Here is an 18,613-nt window from a genome sequence, read left to right as displayed (position 1 = left end):
GGAGTGCAAAAAAAGACCCGTCTTCTCTTCTAAGTGCAATGATACCCATACGGAATATCGTGTTTTCTTTGCCCCTATGCAGTGAAACAGGTTTTTAATATATAAATGTAATCGCTTTCCTGAATTATATTATTGCCATATTCAAGCTGTCAACTGTGAATTCAACTCAAACATTTTTCGTTAAAACCACGCAAAAAAGGCGCGAGTTCTGCCTGTTTTGCAAGCAAAATTCGCGCCTTTTCTCACGCTTCGAGCTTGTTCGCAAGCTCGCACGTATTACATTACCTTAGAATACTTTCGTGGTCCACGACTCACAGTTCCACGTCTCCGTAACCACATCACGATAGAATTCCGGTTCGTGGGAAATCAGAAGAATACTGCCTTTGTAAGCCTTGAGCGCACGTTTCAACTCTTCCTTGGCATCAACGTCCAGATGGTTCGTCGGCTCATCAAGCACAAGCAGGTTGGTTTCATTATTGATTAGCTTACAGAGACGCACTTTAGCTTTCTCGCCACCACTTAGTACAGCTACTTTGCTCTCAATGTGTTTTGTAGTCAAACCACATTTTGCAAGTGCAGCACGTACCTCGAATTGGGTATAGGAAGGGAACTCCTGCCAGATCTCTTCAATACACGTATTGTAGTTGGCATCCTTCATCTCTTGCTGGAAGTAACCAATCTCCAGATGTTCACCACGTTGAACGGTTCCTTCCAGAGCTTGAATTTCACCCAAAATACTGCGCATCAGGGTTGTTTTACCGATTCCGTTCGCACCAACAAGGGCAATCTTCTGCCCACGCTCCATACGCAGATCCAGTGGTCTGGACAACGGTTCGTTGTATCCAATTACAAGACCTTTGGTTTCGAAAATGAGCTTGCCGGATGTTCTTGCATCACGGAAGTTGAACTGTGGTTTCGGTTTCTCCTTGGCGATCTCGATGACATCCATCTTGTCGAGTTTCTTCTGTCTGGACATCGCCATATTACGTGTAGCTACACTTGCTTTGTTCCGCGCTACAAAATCCTTGAGGTCAGCAATCTCTTGTTGTTGGCGTTTGTAAGCCGACTCCAGCTGCTGTTTTCTCATCTCATGCACTTCCTGGAAGTGATCATAATCGCCCACATAACGAGTTAGATTCTGGTTCTCCATGTGATAGATCAAGTTGATAACACTGTTCAGGAACGGAATATCGTGAGAGATCAGAATAAAAGCATTCTCATATTCCTGCAAATAACGTTTCAGCCATTCGATATGCAATTCATCCAGATAGTTCGTAGGCTCATCCAGGAGCAAAATATCGGGTTTTTCCAGCAGCAGCTTGGCAAGCAGTACTTTGGTACGCTGTCCACCACTTAGGTCATTGACGTCTTTATCCAGACCGATATCCGTCAGACCCAGACCACGTGCGGTTTCATCCACTTTGGCATCGATCATGTAAAAATCTTGGTTTGTCAGCGTATCCTGAATCGTACCCACGTCTTCAAGCAGTTGTTCAAGTTCCTCCGGGGTAACATCGCCCATTTTGCCATACATATCATTCATTTCCTGTTCCATGTCAAACAAATACTGGAACGCGCCGCGAAGTACGTCACGGATCGATTGGCCTTTATTCAATACAGCATGCTGGTCCAGATAACCAACACGCATCCGTTTGGACCACTCCACCTTGCCTTCATCGGGCTGAAGTTTTCCTGTAATAATGTTCATGAAGGTGGACTTACCTTCACCATTGGCCCCGATCAGACCAATATGTTCGCCCTTCAACAGGCGGAATGAAACGTCGTTAAAGATAGCACGGTCACCAAAACCGTGACTTAATTTTTCTACATTTAATATGCTCATTCATGACACCTTTTCTATATAGACTTAATTCTTTGTATATTATAAGCGTTATATCCTGCACAACTCAACGCCATATTAAAAAATATTACACCTTTTTGTCTGAAATTTGCCTTATATGAAAGTATGAGTTAAAATTTTGCCTTAACGAATTACTACTATATAGAACGGAGCTCTTCGAAGAGCATCAGGTGAACAATATGATTGAAGTGAAACAATCCAAGTTGGGTGATGGTAGTGAGTTTAACCGCGGGGTATTTGCTACCGTTGATATTGCCAAAGGAACCCTTATCCATCAGGCACCCGTTGTGCCTTACCCAAATGAAGATCATGAGCATGTCGAAAAAACGATTTTGGAAGATTACGTGTTCGAATATGGGGCGAATCATACCGCCATTCTGCTCGGTTACGGCAGTCTGATCAACCACTCCTATGAACCTAACGCTACTTACGATATCAATTTTGATAACCACACCTTTGACTTCTACGCTTATACAGACATCAAGGCTGGCGACGAAATCGTAATCAATTACAACGGTGAGGAAGACAGTATGGACCCGTTATGGTTCCTGGACGATTACGAGGAGCGTATGCTTGAGTTCAATAAGTCCAATGATGGTGAGGATGAAAAAGAGACCGAAACCCAGTCCCTGGATACGGAGACGAGTAAATAAACGTTAAACTCAAGTAAAGTTCGCAAGCACTCTATTGTATGTACGAAAAGAACTCACTGACCCCGGTGAATGATGAAATGAGTAACTGGAGACTCTTCACAGTCCAAAGTTTAAACACAAAAAAATAAGCAAGTCCTCCGTTAATGGAAGACTTGCTTATTTGTGTTGTCTTGCTTTCTAAGCCAGATACACCTGTTCATGTTTCATTGTTTATCGTGCATCTTAACTTGTTTTAATCCGTCATCGGCGGATCTGTATGCAAGTCTTGATCGGGTGTCGTGGATATCCACTTGGTAAAGGCTACCTCGAATCCTGCACGCTTTGGTGAACACAGAAATGGACCTGCGTGTTTGTTCGTTGGATAGGCAAACCGTGCAACCCGAATCGTACGCCAAGGATGCTCATCTGTGCGAGCACGAATGACAACAGCCTCATTACTGTAGGAGGCTCTGATTGTTACGATTCGTCCACCCCACTCTGGCACAGGAGAGAGTGACCAATCCGAATACGTATCCGTCACGACGGCTCCAACATGTGCCACGCCATCATTGACCTCAACTCCGGCCTTGATCCATTGGTCTTCTCCATACCATAACATTAGTCCCGCCTGATCATATAATTCGGTGAATGAGCTTAGATCAAACGATACCTCAATCGCTTCCGTTCCGTCCCATGGAGCAAGCATGGCATGTCCATCCCGATGACAGAACCCGTAGAATGTGTTCTCCCAGAAGTCACTGCCTTCCCGAGCTTCCACAACGAAACGATCCCCATCCATCCGTGCAGCAACGGGTTCCTTCGTCCACTTGCCTTCATGAAGCCCAATAAAATCCGATGACATCGTTGTTTTCATCCTTCCTTCCGTCCCAAAGGGGAGTTCATCATCACTTCTAAATTAAAGAACCCAGGTCCGATGCAGCAGTAGGATATGCAAAATTCATGGTGTTTAACTGATCGATAGTCAGATTGAACTGAATCGCCATTGCAAAAAGGTTGATCAATTCTTCTGTTTTGCTCCCGAGCACATGCGCACCCAGAATACGTCCGGTTGATTTATCGATCACCACTTTGGCCATGGCAAATTTTTCATGAGTTCGCTTGTAAGTATACCATTTCGACATATCATTTACCTGCACCTCGTACCCCTCTTTCTTGGATTTTTCTGTGCTCATACCTACAGCTCCAAGGGCAGGGACAGTAAACACAATGGAAGGCATCACTTTATAATTAGGTTTGTGTTGATTTCCCTCCAACAAATTGAACGATACAGCCCGAGATTCCTGACCTGCTAACGGGGTTAAAGGCAACCCTTTTGTATCCGTTACATCGCCAGCAGCATACACTCTCGGATTACTTTCACTTTGCAAGTACTCGTTCACCGTGATCCCCTTTTTGCTGTAGCTAACGTTGGCTTTCTCCAATTCCAGCCCATCCACATTAGGAACACGCCCGGCTCCATGAACGACAAGTCCGCACTGCCACTGGTGATCTGCACCATTGCGTGTGCCATGAACAACATAGGCGTTCCCCTCTTGCCGTATGGACTTCACCTCCGCGTTCAAGTGAACATGAATGCCGATCTCTTTCGATTTTTGCAACAAAGATTCTACCAGCTCCGCATCAAACGACTTCAGAGGTTGCTCACTCCGATGCAGGATATGAACTTCCGTCCCGGCTCTGGCCGCAATATGCGCAAACTCAAATGCAATGTATCCACCGCCTACCAGAACTAATCGATCCGGCAGCTGTTCCAGATCCAGAAAGTCATCACTATATATAAGATGCTCTGAGCCCTCAATCTCAAGTGGCGCAGGTCTTGCACCAGTAGCAATCAGGATGTGTTTGCCATGGAGCACTTCTTCTCCAACTTGAATATGGTCTTCATCGACAAATGAAGCTTTACCATGGAATGTGTCCATTCCTGCCTGTTTGAATTTATCCTCGCTTGCTCTAGGTATGCTCTCGGTAAAGGTACGTTTAAAGGCCATAAGTTCAGACCAGTTGATGGTCGCCTGTCCCTGAATTCCTTTCCCTTGCATACGCTCATTCCAGTCAATCAGCTCAGCCGCGCCAGCCAGCACTTTCTTGGGATCACAGCCACGCAGTGCACACGTTCCGCCGAACTCACGTTCATCAATTACAGCGATTTTCCAGCCTGCTTCAGCGCAACGGGTGATAACAGAGCTTGCCGCGCTTCCTGTTCCAATCGCAATCAAGTCATACGTTTTTTGTGTCATCATGGTTCCTCCTCATCCTTTTGGTACATCTATTGCAGGGATGCCTGAAGTTACAACAATCCAGCCTGTTTAAGGTACTCTGCTGCAACCTGTTCAGGATTCGCTCCCTCTACGTTCACGTCATAGTTCATCTGACGCATCTCGTCATCCGTAATTTTGCCAGCAAGCTGATTCAGCACCTCAACCAGTTGTGGATATTGATCTGCCGTTTCTTGACGAAGCATCGGCGCGCCTTGATACGGTGGGAATAACTCCTGATCATCCTCCAGCACAACGAGTTCATATTGTCTCAACTCACTATCTGTGGAGTAGGCATCTACGAGGTTGATATCTCCGCGCTGAAGAGCACCATAGCGAAGCTTGGGTTCCATTGTTGCAACGTTCGGGAATTCAATCCCATACTTTTTCTGTATGCCAAGGTATCCGTCTTCCCGATCCGAGAATTCCAGCGTGAATCCTGCCTTTATCTGCTGTTCCACCGGTTTGAGATCCGAAATGGTCTTGAGATTGTATTGATCTGCGATGCTCTTTGGAACGGCCAACGTATACGTATTGTTGTAATCCATAGGGTTCAGCAGCACCATGTTGAACTGGCTCAGCATTCCGTCTCTAGCTTGTTCGTAGACCTCTGTCCGATCTGTGCTCACTGCCGTTTCTTTCATGAATTCGGAGATGGCTGTCCCTGTGAATTCGGGATAGATGTCAATATCACCTGAGTTGAGTGCATTAAAAAGGAATGGTGTTTTGCCTAATCCGGGTTTTAGTTCAACGGTCAGGTCTGTATCTTTTTCGATTAACAATTTGTACATATTAATGAGAATTTCGGGTTCCGCCCCCAATTTCCCGGAAATCACGAGATCCTTCTGCCCTCCACGTGCCAAGAAGGGAATGGTGATCACAAGTATCGCGATCAGAGCCAGCGAACCCAAGGTAACCAATGTTTTCTTGAAGGATAACCGCTGGAATTGACGCAATAGTACATCAAACAAAATAGCCAGCAAGGCAGCCGGAATGGCTCCAAGAATGATCAGTTCCGTATCGTTCCGATCAATGCCCAGCAAGATTAATGCACCCAAACCTCCTGCGCCGATCAAGGCAGCAAGTGTCGCCGTTCCTACAATAAGCACCATCGCGGTCCGAATTCCGGCCATAATGACAGGCATCGCCAGTGGCAGTTCCACTTTGATAAGCCGTTGACGACTATTCATGCCCATCGCATTCGCCGCTTCGACCATGGAAGGGTCAACTTCGGATATGCCCGTGTACGTGTTGCGGAGTACAGGAAGCAACGCATACACCACCAATGCAATAATTGCAGGAAGTGTCCCTATGCCGAATAACGGGATGAGCAATCCGAGAAGCGCCAAGGAAGGTATCGTCTGCAACACAGCCGTAACCCCGATAATGGGTTCAGCCACTCTTGGTTTGCGTGTCAGGTATATACCTAGCGGAATAGCGATGAGGACAGCAAAGAACAATGCGATAAATGAGATCTGAATATGTTCCAGGAGAGCAGACAACAACTGACCTTTGCGCTCACTGAACACCTCCGTGAATCTACTCATGTCCTTCACCTCGTTCCTGTAACTGACCAGACCAGTATTTCATCAGATCAACTCGACTGATCTCGCCAATAATCTGGCGGTTACGTTCAACCAGCAGATGATCATGGGAAGCCATTATATCAACTAATTCCGTTAACGTAATGGATACAGGAACGGCAGTTTTGGCTGATTTTGGCACATGACCCGGTGAGAGTGGTGACATGATGGATTCGAGATCAAAATCAGATTGTGAACTCGTAACGGTGTTAGAACTTCCAACAAATTCACGTACGAAATCATTAGCTGGCTGTCGGACCAGTTCTTCCGGGGTGCCTACCTGCAAAACCTGTCCATCCTTCATAATGCAGATGCGATCCCCGAGCTTCATCGCTTCCTGAATATCATGGGTGACAAACACAATTGTTTTTTTCATCTGACGCTGGATATCCAAAATATCGTCCTGCAATTTCTCCCGACTCATTGGATCGAGTGCACTGAACGGTTCATCCATCAAAACTATCTCGGGATCGGCAGCGAGTGCACGCAACACACCAATTCTCTGCTGTTGTCCTCCGGATAACTCGGACGGTTTACGCTCACTGTACGTATCTCCGTGCAAACCCACCATGTCCAGTAACGTATGTACACGCTCCTTAATTTGATCTGACTTCCATTTTCGGAGTTCAGGAACAACTGCAATATTTTCGGCAATTGTCATATGCGGGAATAGTGCAATCTGTTGCAGCACATATCCTATATTCCAGCGCAATTCGTGAATGTTGTATTCATCGATTGGGCGTTCATTAATGCGCACTGTTCCATCTGTTCGTTCAATCAGGCGATTGATCATTTTGAGCATGGTGGTTTTGCCACATCCACTCGGACCAATCATGACAAACAGTTCTCCCTTGTTAATGTTGAGGTTAACCTGACGCAAAGCCGTTGTTCCATCAGGATATTGTTTCGATACATTTTCGAACTGAATCATTCGCTCTCTTCGCCCCTTTATCTAGGGCGTGTCTCAGACACGCCCTAACATTCATCTTCATCTATTTCCCCAAAAGTGTGTTCGTATAATCACTGCTTTCCGTAGTGTCCCTGGTTAGGGAGAGATCCATAGCTGAATCAACGATGCCAACATGTTGGTAGACATGCAAAAAGACGGGCACTAGGCACCGTCTTCTCATAATATGAAAATGTTTCTTCCATTATTTCCATACTTCCATATGATTTTGAATAAATTGCTCGAATGAAATCGGGTTATTCCCCGTTAATTTTTTCACCGTATCCGTCGTCTGATCTTCTCTCCCCTCCTCCCGGATAGGCACATCCAGTCCTGCGAGGGCAGCAGCGTATTCTTCTGACATTCCTGCGCGAATCATGCTGTTCCTCAATTCATCATCGGACAAAGATTCATGCTGGATGGACTGACCCAGTACACGGCTCAAGACGTCTGCAACCTGTCCATAGGACAACGTCTCCGGCCCTGTAATGATATGCTCCGTATTATGAGGAACAACATCTGTTAGAGCATGGAAGGCCACCGCCGCGATATCATCTGCACTAACAAATCCAATTTTTCCGTTACCCGTAGCACTGTAAATTTTCCCGAGTTGCTTCGTTGTCTCCCGATGCGGTCCCTCCGTAAAGTTCTCCATAAAATAGGAAGGCTGCAATACAGCCCACTCAGGAGCATGGGCTTTTAAATACTGATGTACTTTGCCGAAAATAGGACCCTCTTCATCAATTGAAGCACTGCCAAGTAAAACGAATCGCTTAACGCCGTTCCACAATGCCTCCTTGATGAATGGAATCATGGCGTTTTCTGGGCTCATATCCATTGCTGGCACAACAAGGTACACCTGATTCACATTTTTCAGCGCCGGCGCATATGTCTCGGAATCATACCAATTAAAATAGACATAATTATCGGCAGAACCAGAATGAGATGGTTTAGTTCTTCCTGCCAAACGTACTGGATATTGTTGCTCTTGAAGCATCTCCGCAATACGTCTTCCTGTCTTTCCATTAGCTCCGGTAATAAGTGTCAACGGTTTATCATTGATCATGCTTGCTTCCTCCTTCAGTTTTGTTTGGTGTTTTTCCAGACCAATCGGTCTATAATGGTCAAAAAATAAACGCCATAAGCGTTCATTTCCAAAACCATTAAGAATTCTTGCTCAAATCATGTAAATCGTTAATCCAAAGCCCTTAGGGTCATCTGTACAAAATCTCGCAGCGCTTCTGCACTTGCACCGCTTTTCGCCGTAAAGGTCAATGAGAGTCGGGAATAATTCAGAAAACGGGCAAGCCCGGGCAATTCTTCCTCAGCGTGCCTCAATTCGCCACTCCTCTTGCCTCGTAACAGCGCAGTATGAAAAACATCTTCCATTTGTTGGTTAGTGGTTTGAATAAAGGCGGCGATTTCGTGATTTTGTGGTGCCTGTTCAACCGCGCTATTAATGATGAAACATTCATTACGACGTTCGTTGTCTGTCAACACGTTAACCACTTCGTTGAACAACTCGGTCACGCCTTGCCTCACACTTGTGCTTTCGTTTAATAGTCTGATCCCCGCCTCTGTCTTCTGCTGAATATAGAATTTAAGAGCAGAGACAAATAAATCATGTTTAGTTCCGTAGGTGTCATACAAGCTTTGCCGCGCAATGCCAAGTTCACTCAACAGTAAGCTCAAAGATGTACCTTCATAACCGTACGCTCCAAATACAGACGTTGCTTTTCTTAGAACGGTCTCCGTGTCAAATTCCTTGGCTCTTCCCAATTTCAGACCCCACCTCCCTATTGATTAAATAAAGAATACCTTTTCCAGACTGATCAGTCAAGAAAATAAATGCTTTGATTTTTGCCAAAGTGGTATAATGGGAATAGAAGCTGAATGAATCCTTTTACAACTTACAACCACATATAAAGGAGTGAACCTATATGTATATTCAAATTACAGATTTGGCTGCAAAACGATTGACGGAAAGCCTGAATGACCAACCCGGATATTTCAAAGTGATCTATGACTTGGAAGGTTGCGGATGTAACGGAGTTATCGCTATTATCATTGTTGATGAACTTGCGGCTCTCGACGCGCAGATTGAAACCAATCTGGTTCCGTTCTATGTTGATCCGAAGCAGCAGCTGAACCTGGAACAACACATGAAGCTGGATACGGAAGAAAATTATCCTTCTTTCAAATTAAGCAGTGATTCTGGTGTGCTCAGCGCCAACGTTCGCGTTCGTGACACCCGTGCAGTAACTGCGGGAAGCTCCGATGCATCCGACGCCTGCATGTTGTAATACAGTCTCTAGCATACTTGAAGTAATCTAGCATTATCTCTCTTCACATCAAAAGCCGTTGCATCTAATGCAACGGCTTTTTTTATGTATACTGCCTCTACGAGAGTTGCAAAAAGAAGATTTTATATAAATTGAACTTAACATTTACACGAAACGGAGAGGACAGAAACAACTAGAAGAAGCGAAGTGTTCGCCTAAAAGCTTTCTGAAAGAAAGCTGCTTCGTAAGCATACGCTATCCCCGGATTTTCCCCTATAAGGGGAATTCGTAAAATCTGGGGATAACAGCGATCGGAAGGTTGTTCTGTCATCGTAGTGTCCAGTGTAAATATCTTTGGTTCAACGTATATAGCAAACTTTGTTTACAACTCGGAAACAATTGGAGAACCTATGGATATAATCCTCTAGTATACTCGGTATATAGATTCATATATTCCGAGGAGGAACACACATCATGAAATCTTTTACTCGTAAATCCATCATATCTACAATTCTCGTAGGCTCTGTTGTAGCAGGTTCTGCATTTACTACGTTTCCCGTCACTTCAAGCCTGAATTCCGTCGCGTCTGCTGCAAGCTCTAGCTTCACTCAATTTCTGCATGATAATGCACCTGGTCGTACGATCAAAACGATTAAAAATGTGGCAACTGTGACCAATGTGTCCAGTACAGTTGTGCTTGTCAATAAAAAGAGAAATCTGCCTTCAACTTATGCACCTCAAGATTTGGTTGTACCTAATATTCCTTTTAGCTTCTCAGGTTCCAGTCCGAAGAAACAAATGCGTAAAGTGGCTGCAACCGCGATTGAAAAATTATTTGCGGCTGCCAAAAAAGACGGCATCGATATCAAAGCGGTGTCTGGCTATCGCTCTTATGCGACCCAGAAATCGATCTTTGACCGTAATGCCAGCATCAAAGGTGAAGCTGTTGCCAATAAAACAAGTGCTCGGCCAGGACAAAGCGAACATCAGACCGGCCTAGCTATGGATATCTCCAGCGCTTCGGCTGGTTACGATCTTCAGCAAAGCTTTGGCAACACCAAAGAAGGCAAATGGCTGAAAGCCAATGCCCACAAATACGGCTTCATCATCCGTTATGGCAAAGATCAGGAGAAATTGACTGGTTACTCCTATGAGCCATGGCATGTACGTTATGTAGGGGTATATATTGCTGGTGAGATTACCAACCAGAAACTTACGCTGGAGCAGTATTTGGAACTTGCCAAATAAGGCAGGTTAACCCAAAGCTTAGACAGTTATAGTTATCTGATTAGATAAAAGAAGCGTGACTATAGATAACATGACTGAAGGAGAAGATGGGGCCGCAACTGGCCCTCTTCTGCTTCAATCTTTCATTTACACCCCTCATCATGTTCCAACGATTTTTCTAAAGACCAGTGGCAGTCTCTTCAGACCTTCTGTTCCAGCCCAAGAGCCTACGCCAGCAAGTATTGCATTATGGCACAAATAAAGTGCGACATTGTACACGATAGGGCCTAGAATAATCTCCACTACTACAAAACGTTTTAACGTCGAAGATTGGATCACATATACCCGAAATTCATGAGGGTCATGTCCTCCCATATACCTTGCGATTAATGCTTTCATGAATCACCTCTAGTGTTTTATTTTAGCGTATGGCAGACAATCCTTGTCTTATTCTAAAATAATACTTACATAAAGTAACTAAGTGTGTTATAGTCAGTTTATAAATCATACATAAGCGAGGGAAACCATCATGAGTGAGTTAGAGAATCTGGTCAAAAACCGTAGATCGGCCGTTATTTTTGAAGAAGGAATTGAAATTTCGGATTCGGAACTACAAGAGATGTTTGCCCTGAACAAATTCGCACCATCTGCCTTTAACCTGCAACACACGCACTATCTTGTGATTAAAGACGAGGAACAGAAAGAGAAAGTCTATGAGGCTTCCCAGCAATATAAGGTAAAAACAGCTTCTGCGGTCATCGTGGTATTGGGCGACGTCAACGCGCATCATCATATCCGCACTATTAACGAAGGCCTGCTGAACCTGGGCGCTCTTACTCCGTTCCAATACGAGCAGGAATCCCAAAGTGTCACTGAATTTTACGAATCTCGGGGCAGATTCTTCCAACGTGAGGATGCGATTCGCAATGCAAGCCTGTCTGCCATGCAATTGATGCTGATTGCTCAGGATCGCGGTTGGGACACTTGTCCAATGATTGGTTTTGACTCGGAAGAACTGCAACGGAGTTTGGAAATCCCTAACCATTACGTACCGGTTATGCTGATCACCATCGGCAAAAAGTCGGAAGCTAAACAGCGCCCACGCGGTTACCGTAAACCGATTAACGAATATGTTAGCTTCAACAAAATGCACGCTGAATAACATATAAGTAGTTAAAAGACAAAGCAAAAAAGCCACGATCTCGTGGCTTTAATACGTTTCATAGATCAACGTATCCAACATGTGAAATTCATCGTCAAACTCCGCATATATGTACAGTCGACCAGCAGGTGTATCCCCCGCATCATAACCCAATCGGAAATATTGATCTCCCTGAAATTCTGCATCAGCCAAAATCAATGTATTGATATTTTCATCCAGATGAGCCTCGGCAATGGTTCTGAGCGCCTGTTCACCAAGCATGTCCCACCGTTTCCACGTCTCTTCCATATATGGGGACAATGTTTCCATCTCTGTCTTGGTTGAAACCTGTGCAGTGACTACAAGCTCATTACCCTGAACCAGCAAGCGCATCTGATAGTTGGACATCGAGACGTCATACTGAAACACACCCATCCCCTGAACTTCATGATTGGATTCAAAAATCAAATTGTCTGCATATTGCAGTCTCTCCAGTTTGAGATTAGCGCTATAATCCAACTCGGTTAATTTGTTCTCGGAACAGTACAACTCTTTCAGTTGTACGTTATGGCGAATATCCAGCTTGCTAATATGGTTGTTAAAACACCGGACACTCTCCAAAACCAAATTCGAACGAAGATCCAACTGTTTAATATTGTTGTGGTTACAACGAAGTTCAATCAAGTTTGGACAACCGGTTACATCAAGTTCCAACATGTAATTGTTGGCGCAATCAAGTCGTCGCAGTTGCTTATTGTGTTCAAGTTCAAGTGAGAAAAGAGCGTTATAACTGCAACTAAGTTCCTCCAACTGCTCAAGGGGCTCCGAAGCCAGCTCCGATAACATATTCCAATGACACTCCACCATTACAAGCCTGGGATTATGAGAAAGATCCAATTTGCGAAGTCGATTAAAACTGCAATCCAGCACTTGCAATTCCAAATTGGAACTGAGGTCCAGTGTAAGAAGCTGATTCTCTCTGCAACGTAATATCCTCAGCTTGTGATTCTGAGCTAGATCCAAACCGGTCAATTGATTATAGGCACAATCCAGCTCTTGAAGACCCCTGAAATACTCGATTCCATCAAGATTGCTAATATTGTGATTTGAGAGTTCTAATATCTCAACCTCACAAACGTCACTCTCCTGAATGAAATCCCGCTGATCACAAAAACGATCCAACACAACTTGCCTGAAATGTTCATCCGTGAAGGCATAAGTAATATCCATGTCTAACGCCTCCCCCTCTCGTTTTGCTCTATTGGAACAGTCTTCCAACATATTATCACTATTCTATGAGTTTCGTCGCCGGGATTCAACAATTACCTAAGCAAATTTTTTTATACCATGTTAGCATCCAACATGTAAGAGAAATCGTACAGAGAGGAAGATTTTCATGGAAATGTATATCGAAAACCTCCCGTCATATCGTATCGCCTATGTTCGACAAGTCGGTCCTTACGGTCCAGCCAATGCTCAAGCGATGAATACGCTGAAACAATGGGCAGACAAAAACCAACTGCTTAATAAAGCAGCAATTTTATTCGGTATTCCTCAGGATGACCCAGCGAGCACACCTCCCGAAAAATGTAGATATGATGCCTGTATTTTTATCACTGAATCTGAACGTCTTGAAGATGATTCTATTGAGTTTGGCGAGCTATCAGGCGGAGATTATCTCATCTGTAAAGTGAAGCACACGGCAGAAGCTATTCAGCGAGCATGGAATGTGATCATCCCTCATTTACAAACAAGTGGTTATCAGATGGACAACAAGCCGGTTATAGAACGATATCGTTGGGAACTGCTCAATCAGCATTATTGCGAAATATGTGTGCCTGTAAGACCTGTGTAATCTACTTTACGAGGAAAAAAAAGTGACTTCAAATTGAAGTCACTTTCTCGTTCAGTAATATTACTGCAACTATTTAACTTGAACTAATCATTTACACGATAACGGAGAGGACAGAAAAAACCTGAAAAAGCGAAGCGTTCGCCTTTATCCCCGGATTTCCCCCTTCGGAAAATGGAATCAAAAAAATCTGGGGATAACAGCGATTGGAAGGTTATTCTGTCATCGTAGTGTCAGTGTAAACAATCTTTAGTTCAACTTATATAACTAGATTAGAAATTAAAATGCCCAGTTGCCTTTACGGAATACCGGCTCGATTGTACCGTCTTGTAACTCACCATCGATATCCAACTCAGCGGAACCGATCATGAAATCAACGTGAGTCAAGCTCACATTGCACTCATGCTTCAGCAACTCTTCGTTCGACATCGTTGTGCCATCTTTCATGTTGAATGGATATGCACTGCCCACAGCCAAATGGCAGGATGCATTTTCATCAATACCCGTATTGTAGAAAATGCGATTCAGGTTGGAGATCGGAGAGTCATGTGGTACGAGTGCGACCTCACCCAGATAACGTGCTCCTTCATCGGTGGCAAACAGGTTCTTCAAATGCTCTTCACCGGATGCTGCCGTAAACGCTACAACCTGTCCATCCTTGAATGTGATTCTCATCTGGTCTACCAGTTGCCCGTTCAGGTTCAAAGGCATGGTGCTGCTAACATATCCATTCACTCCGCTGCGCTTAGGCATGGTGAATACTTCTTCAGTCGGCATATTGGCGACCGTGTATACACCTTGTTTATTTTCGCTACCACCGCCACCCCAGATGTGGTTGTGGACCAATTCAATTTTCAGGTCTGTACCTGGCGCACGGTAATGCAGACTCTTATAGTTCTTTTTGTTCAGGAGATCACTCATGGTATTCAGGGTATCCAGATGTTCTCTCCAATTTTGTACAGCGTCTCCGCCATCGACACGGTTCATTTTGAAGATGGTTTCCCACATCACGTCGATTCGGTCTTCTTCCGGGATGTCGGCAAACACTTTGTTCGCCCAAGCCTTGGTCGGTGCTTTGATCAGACACCAGCTAATTTCATGATTACGTGTATACTTAGCATATCCCCGACGTGCATGTGCAGCTGCCTTAGTAGCACGGGAAACACTATCGGAGTCAATTCCGTTATACAGTTCAGGATCTGGAACTTTGATCGTCAGGGTAGCGCCGCCTGCTTCTGCAAACTTTTCCATCATATCCGCTTTCCAGGCTGGATAGTAGTCAAAGCTGTCATTGGAGCCATGTTCAAAACGACTGCGGGTAATGTTGTCGTCATCAAAGTCCACTTGTACATAATTGGCACCAGCCGCATAGGCTTTTTGCACAATCAGACGTGTGAATTCAAGCGTTTCGATGGGTGCAGTGACGAGCAGATCCTGTCCTTTTTGAATATTCACGCCGACTTTGACAACCAGTTCTGCGTATTGTTCCAATGACTTTTCAAAGGTTTGTTCAAATTGACTCATGGTTGTATTCACTCCTGTTTCATATATTATGACATGGATTGCAAATGACTTGGACTCTGTTGAGTGGCCGTTACAGCGAAGGATCGTTCTTTAGATCGTCGTTGTCCCCTAATTTTCTTCATCGTATTTTTCAAAGGTTAAAATTAGGAGACAAATAAGAACGCTATCGCTTCTTCAGAATCGATTCCTTCTCTTTCACTACGCATGATCAATTTGCAAAATTTCATCTATACAAAATGATCTATACATTTCGTTTTTCTTGTTCGCGTAACTCAATCCTGCGGATTTTACCAGAGTTGGTCTTCGGCAGATCCGTAACAAATTCGATCTTACGTGGATATTTATAAGGTGCTGTGATTTCCTTGACGTGGTGCTGCAATTCACGCATCAGTTCTGGTGAAGCCAGCGAATCATCTCGCAGTACGACAAATGCTTTCACCACATTACCGCGGATCTCATCCGGACTTGCAACCACCGCACATTCCTTCACGCTGGCGTGTTTCATGAGTGCTTCTTCCACCTCGAATGGTCCAATCGTGTAACCCGAACTGATGATGATATCATCACTGCGGCCTTCAAACCAGAAGTAACCTTCTTCGTCTTTACGTGCACGGTCCCCTGTTACAAAATAATCGCCACGCTGACTGGCTTCCTTCCGTCCCTCATCCTGATAATAGGACTTGAACAAAGCTGGCATCTCTTTGTGTACCGCGATATCTCCTACTTCACCCGCAGGAACAGGTTGTCCCTCTTCATCAATAATTTCAATCAATCCAGGTGTAATCGACTGACCCATGGAGCCAATGCGTACAGGCGCATCCTTGAGACTGCCGATTAACAACGTGCTCTCGGTCTGTCCATATCCGTCTCGAATAGTCAGGTCGAAGTGACGCTGGAAGATTTCAATGACTTCCTGATTGAGCGGTTCGCCCGCTGAAACAGCACTGCGCAGATGGGACAGGTCATAATGTCCAAGATCATCGGCTTTGGCCATCAACCGATATTCCGTTGGTGTACAGCAAAGGACATTAATCTGATGTTCCTGCATCAGTTCCAGATAACGCTTGGGCTGGAATGATCCATTGTAGACCAGGCCAGTCGCGCCTCTTCCGAGTACCGACAGGAACGGGCTCCAGATCCATTTTTGCCAGCCAGGTGCAGCCGTTGCCCACACGGTATCTGAAGGTTGAATATCCAGCCATAATGAAGAAGCGATTCGCAGGTGAGCATATCCCCAACCGTGGCTATGTACAACTCCTTTGGGATTACCAGTTGTGCCCGAAGTATAAGCAAGAATAGCTGTATCATCACGGTGTGTTTCCACCGCAGCCATCTCATCGGGTTGATTCTGCATTAACTCATGCACATTAACCCAGCCTTCAGCAGGTACGCCAACTTCGCCATTAGGTGATGCCACAATTCGATGTGCCAGTGATGGCAGATCCGCGTCCATCTTTTCCACTTCCGAGGTCGTCTCGGACCATACAATAACAGCCCGCGCCTCAGAGTGACGCAGACGATATTCCAGATCTTTTGCCCGTAACATCTCGGAGGAAGGAATAACGGCAATCCCCAATTTCAGACAAGCAATGTAAATGACATAGGCAATTATCCGGCGTGGTACCATGACCAACACCCGGTCACCCTTCTCCAGTCCAAGTTCACGCAAACCTCCAGCAAGACGATTCGCCTGCTTGAATAAATCACCATACGTAATCTCTTCCAATTCTCGTTGATCGCTGAGCCATCTAAGTGCAATCCGGTCTGATGGATGATTCTCCATCTCGGATGTCAGGTTATAGCTTTCAGGCGAAATCCACTGTTCAAAGTTCAAATGGAGCCTCTCCTTCGTAGTTCAAATGTATAGCTTCTATATATTATACCCTAAATCCTAGGACCAGGTGCTATGAACTAGGCTCATTCCAAAAAAATAAACATAGGTCAATTAATGAACTATTATAATAGATCTTATCCTATAAAGAAAATGACATATACAAAATGGCGCCCTCCTGATAATCAGGTAGGCGCCATTTCATTCTTAATTTATATTAAATTAATTTTACCTAACTATAATTTTCACACAGCTATACTGTGTATGTTACCACGGATAATTACCCATTCCGTCCAAAATACTTTCGATCTCATTCAACTCTTCCGTTGTCAGATCCGCTGCCTGGAGGGCAGCCACGTTTTCTTCAATCTGGGACACACGGCTTGCACCAATCAGTGCTGAGGTTACACGGTTACCGCGCAAGATCCAGTTCAGAGCCAGTTGGGAGATCGTCTGCCCTCTTCGCTCGGCAACTGCCTGAAGCGCATCGAACTTGGCAATCCGTTCGTCCGTGTATGCTTCTTTTTTCAAATTGCCTGTTGGATTGGCGCGTTCTTCCTTGATCTTATCGACATATTTATTCGTCAACTGACCGCGGCCGAGTGGACAGAACGCAATGGAACCTACGTCCTGCTCATCCAGTACGTCTTGCAAACCGTCTTCAATCCAGCGATTCAGCATCGAGTAGTTTGGCTGATGAACCAGACACGGCGTACCCAGACGACGGAGAATGGTTACCGCTTCTTGCGTCTGTTCTGCATTATAATTGGACAAGCCCACATACAGAGCTTTACCTTGCCGCACGATGTGATCCAGTGCCGTCATCGTTTCTTCCAACGGTGTATCCGGATCTGGACGGTGATGATAGAAAATGTCCACATAGTCCAGCCCCATCCGACCAAGACTTTGATCCAGACTGGCAATCAGGTTTTTGCGGGAACCCCATTCGCCGTAAGGTCCACTCCACATATGGTAACCTGCCTTCGACGAAATGAGCAGTTCATCCCGGTAAGGACGCAGATGTTTTTTGTAAATCACACCAAAGTTCTCTTCCGCTGATCCTGGAGGTGGACCATAGTTATTCGCCAGATCGAAATGATTAATTCCGAGGTCAAAGGCACGTAAAATCATTTCTTCCTGAATATCCAATGTGCGGTTGCCACCAAAGTTCTGCCATAAACCCAGCGCAATTTGCGGCAGTCTGATTCCGGATTTGCCGGAACGTACATATTTCATCTCATCATATCGTTGTTCACTCGCAGTATAGGGCATCGTTATTCTCACTTTCCTGTAAGGTTTGTTGAATTCCTTTTCATCTTAGACATTTTCCTGGATAAACGATATGGCATTTCACTTTGAACATATGTAATAATGATTGTTATCTATATAAACTAGTCTTAAATTATTCATCTTTCACACTAATTAATATGTTAAAATGCAAGATGAGACGAAATCGTA

Annotated in this window: 17 protein-coding genes; 5 read left to right on the top strand and 12 right to left on the bottom strand. The window is 44.8% G+C overall.

The genetic code is table 11. The features are described from left to right. Positions 1-286 precede the first annotated feature (286 nt). Positions 287-1,843: an ABC-F family ATP-binding cassette domain-containing protein gene (locus tag MHI12_RS13255; RefSeq protein WP_017688769.1), complete on the bottom strand. Its 1,557-nt coding sequence runs from the start codon at positions 1,841-1,843 to the stop codon at positions 287-289. Positions 1,844-2,040: 197 nt separating this feature from the next. Between MHI12_RS13255 and MHI12_RS13250 the strand changes: the two genes are divergently transcribed. Then, positions 2,041-2,514, top strand: a complete 474-nt coding sequence (locus MHI12_RS13250; RefSeq protein ID WP_405172620.1) for an SET domain-containing protein — start codon at positions 2,041-2,043, stop codon at positions 2,512-2,514. 232 nt (positions 2,515-2,746) lie between these two features. Here the strand turns inward: MHI12_RS13250 and MHI12_RS13245 are convergent, their stop codons facing one another. The 6 genes from MHI12_RS13245 to MHI12_RS13220 form a co-directional block, all read right to left on the bottom strand. Continuing rightward, complete coding sequence (locus MHI12_RS13245) at positions 2,747-3,367, bottom strand: DUF1349 domain-containing protein (RefSeq protein ID WP_256719956.1); 621 nt, start codon at positions 3,365-3,367, stop codon at positions 2,747-2,749. 37 nt (positions 3,368-3,404) lie between these two features. After that, entirely contained in the window at positions 3,405-4,751 is a 1,347-nt protein-coding gene (locus MHI12_RS13240) for a dihydrolipoyl dehydrogenase family protein (RefSeq protein ID WP_405172988.1), read from the bottom strand. Positions 4,752-4,801: 50 nt separating this feature from the next. Further along, positions 4,802-6,316, bottom strand: coding sequence for an osmoprotectant update ABC transporter permease/substrate-binding subunit OpuFB (gene opuFB / locus MHI12_RS13235; RefSeq protein WP_405172619.1), 1,515 nt, complete (start codon positions 6,314-6,316; stop codon positions 4,802-4,804). Continuing rightward, positions 6,309-7,283 (bottom strand): ABC transporter ATP-binding protein, encoded by a 975-nt coding sequence (locus MHI12_RS13230; RefSeq protein WP_405172618.1) that lies wholly within the window; start codon positions 7,281-7,283, stop codon positions 6,309-6,311. Before MHI12_RS13230 ends, opuFB begins: the two co-directional genes overlap by 8 nt. 220 nt (positions 7,284-7,503) lie before the next feature. Beyond that, positions 7,504-8,364, bottom strand: coding sequence for an ergot alkaloid biosynthesis protein (locus tag MHI12_RS13225; protein ID WP_405172617.1), 861 nt, complete (start codon positions 8,362-8,364; stop codon positions 7,504-7,506). A gap of 128 nt (positions 8,365-8,492) precedes the next feature. Further along, positions 8,493-9,077 (bottom strand): TetR/AcrR family transcriptional regulator, encoded by a 585-nt coding sequence (locus MHI12_RS13220; RefSeq protein WP_405172616.1) that lies wholly within the window; start codon positions 9,075-9,077, stop codon positions 8,493-8,495. 161 nt (positions 9,078-9,238) lie between these two features. On the opposite strand from MHI12_RS13220, the gene MHI12_RS13215 reads away from it, so the two are divergent. Further along, positions 9,239-9,601: an iron-sulfur cluster biosynthesis family protein gene (locus MHI12_RS13215; protein ID WP_405172615.1), complete on the top strand. Its 363-nt coding sequence runs from the start codon at positions 9,239-9,241 to the stop codon at positions 9,599-9,601. A gap of 453 nt (positions 9,602-10,054) precedes the next feature. Continuing rightward, positions 10,055-10,828, top strand: coding sequence for a D-alanyl-D-alanine carboxypeptidase family protein (locus tag MHI12_RS13210; protein ID WP_405172614.1), 774 nt, complete (start codon positions 10,055-10,057; stop codon positions 10,826-10,828). Positions 10,829-10,966: 138 nt separating this feature from the next. Here the strand turns inward: MHI12_RS13210 and MHI12_RS13205 are convergent, their stop codons facing one another. Further along, positions 10,967-11,206: a hypothetical protein gene (locus MHI12_RS13205; protein ID WP_017688780.1), complete on the bottom strand. Its 240-nt coding sequence runs from the start codon at positions 11,204-11,206 to the stop codon at positions 10,967-10,969. A 130-nt stretch (positions 11,207-11,336) separates the two neighbouring features. On the opposite strand from MHI12_RS13205, the gene MHI12_RS13200 reads away from it, so the two are divergent. Further along, positions 11,337-11,969, top strand: a complete 633-nt coding sequence (locus MHI12_RS13200) for a nitroreductase family protein (protein WP_076214767.1) — start codon at positions 11,337-11,339, stop codon at positions 11,967-11,969. A 48-nt stretch (positions 11,970-12,017) separates the two neighbouring features. On the opposite strand, the gene MHI12_RS13195 is transcribed toward MHI12_RS13200, so the two are convergent. Next, complete coding sequence (locus MHI12_RS13195) at positions 12,018-13,178, bottom strand: leucine-rich repeat domain-containing protein (RefSeq protein ID WP_405172613.1); 1,161 nt, start codon at positions 13,176-13,178, stop codon at positions 12,018-12,020. 166 nt (positions 13,179-13,344) lie between these two features. On the opposite strand from MHI12_RS13195, the gene MHI12_RS13190 reads away from it, so the two are divergent. Then, positions 13,345-13,803 (top strand): GyrI-like domain-containing protein, encoded by a 459-nt coding sequence (locus MHI12_RS13190; protein ID WP_405172612.1) that lies wholly within the window; start codon positions 13,345-13,347, stop codon positions 13,801-13,803. A gap of 276 nt (positions 13,804-14,079) precedes the next feature. On the opposite strand, the gene MHI12_RS13185 is transcribed toward MHI12_RS13190, so the two are convergent. From MHI12_RS13185 to MHI12_RS13175, 3 genes are all read right to left on the bottom strand, one after another. Beyond that, positions 14,080-15,324 carry an aminopeptidase gene (locus MHI12_RS13185; RefSeq protein ID WP_289392273.1) on the bottom strand — a complete coding sequence of 415 codons (1,245 nt, stop codon included), beginning with the start codon at positions 15,322-15,324 and terminating at the stop codon, positions 14,080-14,082. A gap of 241 nt (positions 15,325-15,565) precedes the next feature. Continuing rightward, on the bottom strand, positions 15,566-17,158 hold the full coding sequence (gene mbcS, locus MHI12_RS13180) for an acyl-CoA synthetase MbcS (protein ID WP_405172611.1): 1,593 nt from the start codon (positions 17,156-17,158) through the stop codon (positions 15,566-15,568). Positions 17,159-17,422: 264 nt separating this feature from the next. Next, on the bottom strand, positions 17,423-18,427 hold the full coding sequence (locus tag MHI12_RS13175) for an aldo/keto reductase (RefSeq protein WP_405172610.1): 1,005 nt from the start codon (positions 18,425-18,427) through the stop codon (positions 17,423-17,425). Positions 18,428-18,613 lie beyond the last annotated feature (186 nt).

This window comes from Paenibacillus sp. FSL H8-0280, from assembly GCF_045040665.1.
Taxonomy (GTDB): Bacteria; Bacillota; Bacilli; order Paenibacillales; family Paenibacillaceae; genus Paenibacillus; species Paenibacillus xylanexedens_A.
Note: the sequence above shows the minus strand (reverse complement) of the source record. Positions and strands in the feature narration are given on the sequence as shown.